Source organism: Marinomonas sp. 63XJN7_7_ISO-PGPR-S23-202 (assembly GCF_056173505.1).
Map to the genome: position 1 here is coordinate 3,033,282 of NZ_CM149677.1, position 11,328 is coordinate 3,044,609.

The 11,328-nt window shown below is 42.8% G+C and carries 9 protein-coding genes and 1 tRNA gene; 2 read left to right on the top strand and 8 right to left on the bottom strand.

Translation table 11 applies throughout. The features are described 5' to 3' along the window. Window positions 1-55: 55 nt before the first annotated feature. The 5 genes from lon to AC0VYG_RS14110 form a co-directional block, all read right to left on the bottom strand. Complete coding sequence (gene lon, locus AC0VYG_RS14090) at window positions 56-2,443, bottom strand: endopeptidase La (protein WP_475428612.1); 2,388 nt, start codon at window positions 2,441-2,443, stop codon at window positions 56-58. A gap of 206 nt (window positions 2,444-2,649) precedes the next feature. Then, a complete protein-coding gene (gene clpX, locus AC0VYG_RS14095) occupies window positions 2,650-3,933 on the bottom strand; it encodes an ATP-dependent protease ATP-binding subunit ClpX (RefSeq protein WP_475428613.1) in 1,284 nt (427 codons plus the stop codon). A gap of 17 nt (window positions 3,934-3,950) precedes the next feature. Next, on the bottom strand, window positions 3,951-4,583 hold the full coding sequence (gene clpP / locus AC0VYG_RS14100; RefSeq protein WP_067015172.1) for an ATP-dependent Clp endopeptidase proteolytic subunit ClpP: 633 nt from the start codon (window positions 4,581-4,583) through the stop codon (window positions 3,951-3,953). A 74-nt stretch (window positions 4,584-4,657) separates the two neighbouring features. Beyond that, window positions 4,658-5,986 (bottom strand): trigger factor, encoded by a 1,329-nt coding sequence (gene tig / locus AC0VYG_RS14105; RefSeq protein WP_475428614.1) that lies wholly within the window; start codon window positions 5,984-5,986, stop codon window positions 4,658-4,660. A 117-nt stretch (window positions 5,987-6,103) separates the two neighbouring features. Next, a tRNA-Arg gene (locus tag AC0VYG_RS14110) sits at window positions 6,104-6,180 on the bottom strand. A gap of 363 nt (window positions 6,181-6,543) precedes the next feature. Here AC0VYG_RS14110 and AC0VYG_RS14115 point away from each other — a divergent pair. Both AC0VYG_RS14115 and AC0VYG_RS14120 read left to right on the top strand, forming a co-directional pair. Continuing rightward, complete coding sequence (locus tag AC0VYG_RS14115) at window positions 6,544-7,386, top strand: YihY family inner membrane protein (protein ID WP_475428615.1); 843 nt, start codon at window positions 6,544-6,546, stop codon at window positions 7,384-7,386. 35 nt (window positions 7,387-7,421) lie between these two features. Continuing rightward, complete coding sequence (locus AC0VYG_RS14120) at window positions 7,422-7,976, top strand: hypoxanthine-guanine phosphoribosyltransferase (protein WP_475428616.1); 555 nt, start codon at window positions 7,422-7,424, stop codon at window positions 7,974-7,976. A gap of 120 nt (window positions 7,977-8,096) precedes the next feature. Here AC0VYG_RS14120 and sthA read toward each other — a convergent pair whose 3' ends face one another. The 3 genes from sthA to nqrF all read right to left on the bottom strand — a co-directional run bounded on the left by sthA (window position 8,097) and on the right by nqrF (window position 11,298). After that, window positions 8,097-9,491: a Si-specific NAD(P)(+) transhydrogenase gene (gene sthA / locus AC0VYG_RS14125; protein WP_475428617.1), complete on the bottom strand. Its 1,395-nt coding sequence runs from the start codon at window positions 9,489-9,491 to the stop codon at window positions 8,097-8,099. A gap of 20 nt (window positions 9,492-9,511) precedes the next feature. Continuing rightward, window positions 9,512-9,748, bottom strand: coding sequence for a (Na+)-NQR maturation NqrM (gene nqrM, locus AC0VYG_RS14130; protein ID WP_475428618.1), 237 nt, complete (start codon window positions 9,746-9,748; stop codon window positions 9,512-9,514). Between the two features lie 326 nt (window positions 9,749-10,074). Beyond that, complete coding sequence (nqrF, locus tag AC0VYG_RS14135) at window positions 10,075-11,298, bottom strand: NADH:ubiquinone reductase (Na(+)-transporting) subunit F (protein ID WP_475428619.1); 1,224 nt, start codon at window positions 11,296-11,298, stop codon at window positions 10,075-10,077. Window positions 11,299-11,328: the final 30 nt, after the last annotated feature.

The window sequence follows — 11,328 nt, forward strand, 5'->3', positions numbered from 1 at the left end:
GGCCGAGCCAAAGTTATACAAGCCCTTCCTACCCCGTGTCAACACTGGGTTTGACCTAATGATGACTCACAGCTTCTTGTTCATCAACAGTTTTTTCTTTAGAAGTTAATGTTTCTTCCTTTTTTGGTGAAGGAATGTACTCTAAAGCAATGTCCAACACCTCATCAATCCATTTAACCGGAATAACTTTCATATCGGCTTTAATATTATCCGGGATTTCTTTTAGGTCCCGAGCATTTTCCTGTGGAATAACAACCGTTTTAATTCCTCCACGATGAGCCGCCAGCAATTTTTCTTTCAAGCCCCCAATCGGTAATACTTCACCCCGTAGAGTAATCTCACCTGTCATGGCAACTGACGCCTTAACAGGGATCTTGGTCAGAACTGAAACGATGGCTGTACACATGGCAATACCTGCACTTGGACCATCTTTTGGAGTGGCACCTTCAGGTACATGTAAGTGTAGATCGGTCTTCTCATGGAAATCCGCATCGATCCCCAAGCCAACAGCACGGCTTCTGACGACGGTGAGAGCCGCCTGAATCGATTCCTGCATCACGTCGCCTAATGAGCCCGTTTTAACGTGACGACCTTTACCAGGCACTCCAGCGGCCTCTATGGTCAATAACTCACCACCAACCGACGTCCACGCCAAACCAGTTACCTGACCAATTTGATTTTTCTCTTCCGCTTTGCCGTAACTAAACTTATGAATTCCTGAGAAGTCTTCCAAATTATCAGAGCTGACCACAACCGTATCAGCGCCTTTATTCAGTGTTTGCTGCTTGATAACACGGCGGCAAATTTTACTCAGCTCACGCTCCAAACCTCGTACACCCGCTTCTTTGGTATAGTAACGGATAACGTCCATTATCGCGTCGTCAGAGACATCGATCTCTTTGTCTTTCAAGCCCGCTAGCTTGATTTGCTTAGGCAATAGATAGCGCTTGGCAATATTTAGCTTTTCATCTTCTGTATAGCCTGGGATACGAATAATTTCCATACGATCCAGCAAAGGCCCTGGAATATTCATACTATTTGACGTACAAATAAACATCACATCAGATAAATCATAGTCCACTTCAAGATAATGGTCGCTAAACGTGTGATTTTGTTCTGGGTCTAACACTTCAAGCAGTGCCGATGCTGGATCTCCACGTTGATCCATTCCCATTTTATCAATCTCATCCAAGAGAAATAGCGGGTTTTTCACCTTAATTTTAGCTAGCTTTTGTAGCAATTTACCCGGCATAGAACCGATGTAAGTGCGGCGGTGACCACGAATTTCAGCTTCGTCTCGCACCCCACCCAACGACATACGCACATACTTACGATTAACCGCTTTAGCAATGGATTGACCCAGAGAGGTTTTACCCACTCCTGGCGGCCCCACCAAACACAACACAGGACCTTTAACCTTTTTAACCCGTTGTTGTACTGCCAAAAATTCTAATATACGCTCTTTCACATCCTGCAAACCAAAATGATCTTGGTTTAACACTTTTTCAGCGTAAGCCAAATCATTACGCACTTTACTACGTTTTTTCCAAGGCAGTGAAATCAACCAGTCAATATAACCTCGCACAACCGTTGCTTCCGCCGACATAGGCGACATCATACGCAGCTTTTTCAACTCCCCTTCCGCTTTCTCGGTCGCTTCTTTACTCATGCCCGATTCATCGATTTTTTCTTGAAGGACATCCAGCTCGTTACCGCCGTCTTCCATGTCTCCTAGCTCTTTCTGAATGGCTTTCATTTGCTCATTCAGATAATACTCACGCTGGCTTTTCTCCATTTGCTTTTTAACACGACTACGGATATTTTTTTCAAGATGAGCGATATCTAATTCGCCATCCATCAAAGCCATCAAATATTCGCCACGTTCAGTCAATGAAGCAATCTCAAGCACTTGCTGTTTATCTTCCAACTTCAGACTCATGTGGCCGGTAATGCTATCAATCAGCTTCGATAAATCATCAATGGACTTCACAGAGGTGACAACTTCGGCAGGAATGCGCTTGCTACCAGCCACATATTCATCGAGCTGTTTCAGAAGCGCTGTACGAATCGCCGTATGCTCGGCACCTTCATCATCTTCTGACTCTATTTCAGTAATGCGGCCTGAGATGAATTCACCATCATCTTCAATGCCATCTAAACGGGCACGACTCCCCCCTTCCACCAGAACCTTTACCGTACCATCGGGAAGGCGAAGCAATTGCATGACTTTCGCCGTTGTCCCAATCGAATATAAGTCACCCAGTTGCGGGTCATCTTTTGAGGCATCTTGTTGAGCAACCAAAAAAACATACTTATCATTTTCCATCGCAGCCTCAAGAGCAGCAATGGATTTAGGACGCCCAACAAATAACGGCAACACCATATGGGGATATACGACCACGTCGCGTAGAGGCAACATTGGCATTTTCAAGAATTTCGACATATTTTTTTCCAATCCGGGCGCAAAATACCGCGCACTTTCATTTCATTCTATGATTAGGAAAGAGATAAGGACAATAATAAAAAAAACAACCGTATCAGCATGTTGAATTAAGTGTACATGCTGCCTCTAAATCTCACACTAAAAAAAAGCCGACTATGAATACAAAGATTCATACTCGGCTTTTAACTATAGCTGAAAAACTCAAATTATCCGTTTTTCGCTAATTCTTCTTTTTCAAGAACCATCAATGGCGAAGACTCTCCACGCATTGAAGCACCATCCATCACAACTTTCACAACATCACTACGTGTTGGCAAGTCGTACATGCAATCTAATAGCGACGATTCTAAAATACTACGCAAACCTCGAGCACCAGTCTTACGAACAAGAGCCAGCTTCGCCGCTTCTTTTAGAGATTCCGGCGTAAATTCAAGCTCAACCCCTTCCAACTCAAAAAGATGCTGATATTGCTTAGTTAAAGCATTCTTAGGCTCACTCAGAATGGTCACCAACGCTTCTTCATCCAATTCAGAAAGCGTTGCGACGACAGGTAATCGCCCAACAAATTCTGGAATGAGACCAAACTTAACCAAGTCTTCTGTTTCTACTTTGTGAACCGCTTCAGAAAAGGATTTCCCTTCTTCCTTACTTTTCACCGTTGCAGAAAAACCAATACTACTTTTCTCTGTGCGATCGCTGATAACACGCTCAAGACCTGCAAATGCACCACCACAAATAAATAGAATATTGGATGTGTCTACTTGCAAAAACTCTTGTTGAGGATGCTTACGACCACCTTGAGGCGGCACAGAAGCAACCGTTCCCTCGATCAATTTCAATAGCGCTTGCTGAACCCCTTCACCAGAAACATCACGGGTAATAGATGGGTTGTCAGACTTACGCGAAATTTTGTCGATCTCATCAATGTAGACAATACCACGCTGCGCCTTTTCGACATCGTAATCACAGTTCTGTAGCAATTTCTGGATGATGTTTTCAACATCCTCGCCTACATAACCCGCTTCCGTCAAAGTGGTTGCATCCGCAATGGTAAATGGCACATCCAAAACGCGAGCAAGCGTTTGAGCCAACAAGGTCTTACCACTACCAGTCGGACCAATCAGCAAAATATTACTCTTGCCAAGCTCAACGTTATTATCCGTTTTTCCTTGATGACGCAAACGTTTGTAATGGTTGTAAACCGCAACGGCTAGAACACGCTTGGCCTTATCTTGCCCAATAACATAATCATCAAGCGCCGCTCTTAACTTAGATGGTGTGGGTAATTCGTCACTCGCTTCACCCGATGAATCCCCCTGCAACAACTCTTGCGTGATAATGTTATTACAAAGATCCACACACTCATTACAGATATAAACCGATGGCCCTGCAATCAGTTTTTTTACTTCATCTTGGCTCTTTCCACAGAAAGAACAATATAGTAGCCGATCAGAGTGGTCACCACGGCTGCTAAATTTATCATCCGACATTTACTCCACCCTTTTTTTTAAACAGTTCGTTTTTGTAAAATATCATCAATTAGACCGTATTCTTTCGCCATTTCTGGATTCATAAAGTTATCACGATCTGTATCGACGGCAACGTCCTCAATGGCCTTACCAGTATGAAATGAGATGATCTCATTGAGTCTGTGTTTAATACTTAAAATTTCACGTGTATGAATTTCAATATCAGAGGCTTGACCTTGATATCCACCTAATGGCTGGTGAATCATAACACGGGAGTTAGGCAAACAATAACGCTTACCAGCAGCACCTGCTGTAAGCAATAGCGCCCCCATGCTAGCCGCCTGACCAATACACATAGTACTGACATCAGGTTTAATGAACTGCATGGTATCGTAAATGGACATCCCCGCCGTGACAGAACCACCTGGAGAATTAATATACAAGTGAATATCTTTGTCCGGGTTTTCAGACTCTAAAAATAATAACTGAGCAACAACCAGATTCGCCATGTGATCTTCCACTTGGCCCACCAAAAAAATGACTCGCTCCTTGAGCAAACGCGAATAGATATCGAATGATCTTTCTCCACGAGCTGTCTGCTCTATAACCATTGGAACAAGACCATTGCTAGTGATTGCAACAGGACCAGTAGTTGGGTTTTTCAAATTCATATCGCATTCCTTAATACAAAAAAGCCGGCATAACAAATGCTATGCCGGCCTTATTTAAAAAGATAAGAAGAGTATTATGCTTCTTCGCCTTCTTTTTCAACTTGGGCTTCTGGCTTGATAGCGTCTTCATAACCCAATGTTACATCAGTAATTTGGGCTGTTTCCAACAGTTTATCAACAACTTGCTCTTCAAGTACAGCAGATTGAACTTGCGAAAGCTGTTCTTTGTTCTTCAAGTAGTAATCGATCACTTGCTGTGGTTCTTGATAAGCCTGGGCCATATCTTCAAGGAACGCATGAACACGATCCTCTTCCACTTTTAGCTCTTGCTGTTTAATCACTTCAGCAATCAACAAACCCAGTTTAGCACGCTTAGAAGCTTCTTCTTGAAATAATTCAGCTGGTAGCTGAGATGCATCGAAACCTTCACCGCCAAACTGCTGGGCAGCTTGCTTACGCAACGCATCTACTTCTTGATCAACCATAGCGGATGGCACTTGAACATCACTATTAATAGATAATAGACCATCAAACAAGCTGTTTTTCAACTTCGCTTTCACAGCTTGATTCAATTCACGCTCCATGTTTTTACGAACTTCGGCACGCAAAGCGTCTACTGTTGCTTCTTCAAGACCAAACTTCTCAACAAAGGCATCATTCAACTCAGGAATAATTTGTTCTGCTACTTCAGAGACCGTTATTTTGAAGGTTGCTTCTTTACCCTTCAAGTTTTCTGCCTGATAGTCTTCAGGGAAAGTGACAGAGATAGTGCGCTCTTCACCTGTTTTAGCACCAAGGATACCGTCTTCGAAGCCAGGAATCATAGTATTAGAACCAAGAACCAGCTTATGACCTTGTGCCGCACCACCTTCGAACGCTTCATCGCCAAGGTAGCCAACAAAGTCGATTGTCACCTGATCACCATCAGCCGCTTCACGCTCAACAGCAGACCAATCAGCATTTTGCTTACGAAGCGTTTCAAGCATTGTATCAACATCAGCATCAGTCACTTCAGAATTAACACGCTGAACATTGATAGTGGATGCATCAGCCAATGTAATTTCTGGATAAACTTCCACTTTTGCTACAAATTCAAGATCTGCGCCTTCAGTAACGTTTTTAGGCTCAATAGATGGCATGCCTGCAGGTTGAATAGATTCTTTTTGTAGTGCTTCCATGTAGGCATCGCGCATAATTTGCTCAATAGCCTCCATGCGAATACCTTGACCATAACGTTTTTTAACAACGCTTACAGGCACCTTGCCTTTACGAAAACCATCAATACGGATAGTTTTCGCAGTTTTAGCCACTTCAGAACTTACTTTTTCTTCGATTCGAGCAGCAGGAACGCTGATTGTAAGAATGCGCTCGATTGGAGACGTTGTCTCTACAGAAACTTGCATAAAACTTCCTCTCGGGAATGTGTTTTAACTTGTTGATGTTGTCACGGTTAAATTTAATCACCAGTCGACAACAGCAACAAAACCTAAATTTAAACCTATTAAAGTAATGGACTGAAATGGTGCTCCGTACTGGATTCGAACCAGTGACCTACCGCTTAGAAGGCGGTTGCTCTATCCAACTGAGCTAACGGAACAAAGCTCATTACATTTCATTTGGTGGGCTATTATAGGGATGGAATATCAATCGTCAACTCAAAGACATAAAAAAGCCCAGTAAACTGGGCTAAAAATGACTTTTCGTCACCAAGGAACCGAATTCAACTAAAAATTTAGTCTTCAACGGAACAAATATCACAAAAGGAACAAGACACATACTACCTACAATCAAACAATAAAACAAGCCCAACGCCCCAACCTGAGCCACCTTGCACCATATTTGTGCTTTGTGCACATACTGTTACTTATCTCAACTATTTGCATGACAAATAGGCGATATACTGAATAAAATCAGGCATGATAAAATCACTCACTTGAGCTTAATTTATGAGGATTATCTGATGCAAGAGCGTTTCCGTTATCTCTATATCCTTAGTAAACGCTACACTCATCATACTTCATCACGGTTTATACAAAGCAATTTGACACAACGAGCAGCACAACTCACGTTATCAAGTTTATTGGCCGCTGTACCGATCATCACTATCGTGATCGGCATCCTTGGCCTAACGCCAGCTCTTAAAGACATGCAAACACAACTTTTTAATTTTCTCAGCACCCACCTAACACCAGGAACAACAGATACTATCTTCCCGTATTTAATTAAATTTTCTCAACAGGCAAAAAACCTTCCTGCTGCTGGTATCGTGACTCTGTTTATTACAGCCCTTCTACTACTGAACACATTTGAGGGTAGCGTCCAGTCCATTTGGAATATTAAAAAGCAACGTAAAATTCGCGACAAGCTGCTTACTTATTGGGCAATCCTCACCCTTGGTCCGATTATTTTTGCCGCCTCTCTGAGCTTATACGGCACATTATTGTCCTATGAAATCAGAGACATTCAAGCGAGCGAATCGATAAAGAACTTAATCGACTTTGGCAGTTCTGCACTGTACTTTTTTATGCTGTTTACCTTAAATTTTTTGACTCCTAATACCGATGTTTCAGTGAAAATTGCCGCCTTTGCCTCATTTATTGGCAGCATTGGACTGTTTTTGCTGAACACCTTATTTGGTAGCTTCGCTCACTTTTTTAGCTCTTACCAAGTCGTTTATGGGGCATTTGCTGCCTTGCCGATTTTTTTGATCTGGCTACAGTTCACATGGATCATTATTTTGGCATCAACTTGCCTTTGCGCGAGCATACATCACATTAAGAGCTTAGCATTCGATCAAGATTAGGTTAAAATTGCCGAAATTTATTAATAGAGTTAGCTATGATCAACAAAATTAACGATCTAAACACCATTTTAGAGCAAGCCGACTGCCTAGTCAGCAAGGAACAAATCGAGAGTGCCTTAGATAAAATGGGCGAACAAATCACCAGAGACCTACAAGACACTTTCCCCTTAGTTATTTGCGTCATGAATGGCGGACTGATACCTACTGCTGGCATACTTGATCGACTCTCTTTTCCACTAGAGCTTGATTACGTTCATGCCACTCGTTATGGAATGGATACAGAAGGCAGCACCGCTCTTCAATGGCTGAGCTATCCTCAAACCGATATAAAAAATCGTGACATCTTAATTATTGACGATATTTTTGACCAAGGTCACACCTTAAAAGCCATCATCGGATGGTTCGAACAACAAGGGGCCCACAAAGTCTATTCGGCAACGGTTATCAATAAACTGCATAACCGCAAAATCAATCTAACACCAAATTATATTGGTGTGGACGTAGAAGACCGTTTTTTATTTGGCTATGGTATGGATTACAAAGGCGCATTTCGTAATCTAAAAGGCATTTACGCCATTAAAGATAGCTAATCAAGCGTTTTTTATACCCTATGTCCGTAAAAAAGGGCGCTAACTTAGGAAGATAGCGCCCTTTTTGCTTTTGCTCTTCGAGCAAGCTACAGAGTTCTCATTCAATACAAAACAACCGCTTTAGAAGACGCGGTTAAAGCCATTTAATGCGGCCACACGGTAAGCTTCGGCCATCGTTGGATAGTTAAACGTCGTGTTCAAAAAGTACTTCAAGGTATTTTGTTCACCCGGTTGCTTCATGACAGCTTGACCGATGTGAATAATCTCTGACGCTTGGTCACCGAAACAATGGATCCCCAAAATTTCAAGCGTCTCGCGATGAAAAAGAATTTTCAACATACCAACCGCTTCCCCTGTGATCTGAGCTCGTGCCGTATTCTTAAAGAATGCACGCCCAACCTCATAAGGCACCTTCTCTGCGGTTAGCTCAGCCTCAGTCTTACCAATCGAACTGATTTCAGGAATGGTATAGATACCAGTTGGCACCTCACTAATAAAGTGACCACCCTCTATACCAAACATATTGGCAGCAACAGCACGACCTTGATCATAAGCTGCACTTGCTAAGCTGGGCCAACCGATCACATCACCAGCCGCAAAGACATTTTCTACTGCCGTTTGATACATATGATTCACTGATAGCTGTCCACGTCCATTTGGCTCTAAACCAATACTATCAAGCCCTAACGATTCCGTATTACCGGATCGGCCATTGCAGAACAACAGCGCATCCGCTCGCAATTTTTTACCGGATACCATATTCAATACAACACCTCGGTCTGTGGTCTCCACTGACTCAAAGGTTTCGTTATGACGAATTAGCACGCCACCATCGCGCAGGTGATAGCTCAATCCATCAGTAATTTCTTCATCTAGGAAGCTAAGCAATTTCTTGCCTGGGTTAATCAACTCAACACGCACCCCTAAACCACAAAAAATAGAAGCGTATTCACAACCGATAACGCCCGCACCATAAATAATCAAAGAACGGGGTGTATGGCTCAAACTTAAAATCGTGTCTGAGCAATAAATACGAGGGTGAGTAAAGTCAATATTAGCGGGGCGATAAGGACGAGAACCTGTCGCAATGACAACATTTTTGGCAACCAACTCCTCAGGACCACGTTCGTAGGTGTTTACTTCAATGGTATTCGCATCTTTGAATTTGCCACGACCAAAATAAATATCTATACGATTACGCGCATAATATTCGGTTCTTCCCATTACCTGCTTATCGATGACCTTATTCGCACGGTCAAGCACTTTAGGAAATGAGAACCAACGAGGCTCACCAATATCACGGAACATAGGGTTGGTATTAAAAACAATGATCTCTTTTACCGCATGGCGCAGTGCTTTTGATGGAATCGTTCCAAGATGCGTACAACTACCACCCACTTGTGGACTTGCTTCCACTACGGCCACTTTTTTTCCAGCTTTGGCTGCATTCATCGCAGCACCCTCACCAGCAGGGCCTGTGCCTAATACTACGACATCATAATGTCTCGTCGTCATTTTATCCCCTTCAAATACAATTACTTAGATGCATCGTAGAATGCTTCATCCGATACACTTTTTTTGGTGGCTAATTTTTTAGACTCTTTTTCACACTTCCCTTTATCTCCACCACAAATATCACATGCGACTTCCATTCCAAGTGCACTCATGCCACCGCAAGAACCTGCAATAGGCTTTCTTCCCATCATCACACCAACAGCCATTGCAGCAACAACAACCAACATCAAAGCAAACACTAAAACAACAGTTAACATAATTAATCCTCCTATCTGAAAAGGCCCTACAAGCCTTTCCATATTTAGGTAGTTAAGGTGCGCTAGCTAATGGATGAATAACTAACGCCTAACATCACTCAACTACTCATTCGAAAGTTAGCGAATTAGCCAACCTCCGTTTCATTATCTGGTACCCCATTATAAAGCTTTTTGCATAAGGCGCGCACTCTACCCCATCTAAAAAGCCAATCAAATTAGGAGAAAATATGATAAGTTGTTGAATTCTAATCCAAACACCTCACACACCACCTACCCAATCCCTCTATAAAAAAAGACCCACCTAAGAGGCGGGTCTTTTTTGGTTGCTAGCCACCAAAGTCATCAAGAAGAATATTTTCCTTCTCAACCCCAAGGTCCTCTAGCATTTTAATAACAGACGCATTCATCATTGGAGGTCCACACATGTAGAACTCACAATCTTCTGGTGCAGGATGATCCTTCAAATAGTTTTCATACAACACATTATGAATAAAGCCCGTTTTACCTTCCCAGTTATCTTCTGGAAGCGGATCTGACAAGGCCAAATGCCATTCGAAGTTTTCATTTTCTTCTTGAAGCTTATCGTACTCTTCAATATAAAACGCTTCTCGCATACTTCGAGCACCATACCAGAAAGAAATCTTTCTCTTAGAGTGCAAGCGCTTGAGCTGATCAAAAATATGAGAACGCATGGGCGCCATACCAGCACCACCACCGATAAAGACCATTTCAGCATCGGTATCTTTTGCAAAGAACTCACCAAACGGACCATATACTTTGATCTTATCACCAGGCTTCAAACTAAAAACATAGGATGACATTTGACCAGGTGGCACATCATCTTTTCTTGGTGGCGGCGAAGCAATACGAATATTAAACTTAACCAACCCTTTCTCTTCTGGGTAGTTAGCCATCGAGTAAGCGCGAATGACGGTTTCATCCACTTTAGAGGTAAACTTCCAAAGATTAAATTGATCCCAATCTCCACGGTACTCCTCTTCGATATCGAAATCTTTGTAATGTACCGTATGCGGTGGCGCTTCTAGCTGAACATAACCACCGGCACGAAAATCAACGTTTTCGCCTTCTGGGAGTTTAAGCGTCAACTCTTTGATAAAGGTCGCCACATTGGGGTTAGACTCAACGGTACAATCCCAAGCCTTAACACCAAACACTTCTTCTGGCACCTCAACTTCCATGTCCTGTTTAACCGATACCTGACATGAAAGTCGATAACCTTCTTTTTCATCTCGACGAGTAAAGTGAGACTGCTCAGTGGACAGCATAGAACCGCCACCACTTAACACCTTACACTTACACTGCGCACACGTTCCCCCGCCACCACAGGCAGAGGATAAAAAGATACCGCTATTTGCTAGGGTTTGAAGCAACTTACCACCTGCAGGTGCAGTCACTTCCTTTTCACCATTGATGCTAATCGTGACGTCACCAGAGCTCACCAGCTTAGCTCGGGCAGCGAGGATAATCGCCACCAGAGCCAGCACAATCGCAGTGAACATCACTACACCTAGAATAATTTCTAAGTTCATGTTTGCTAAACCTTATTCTTGGTTGTCCAT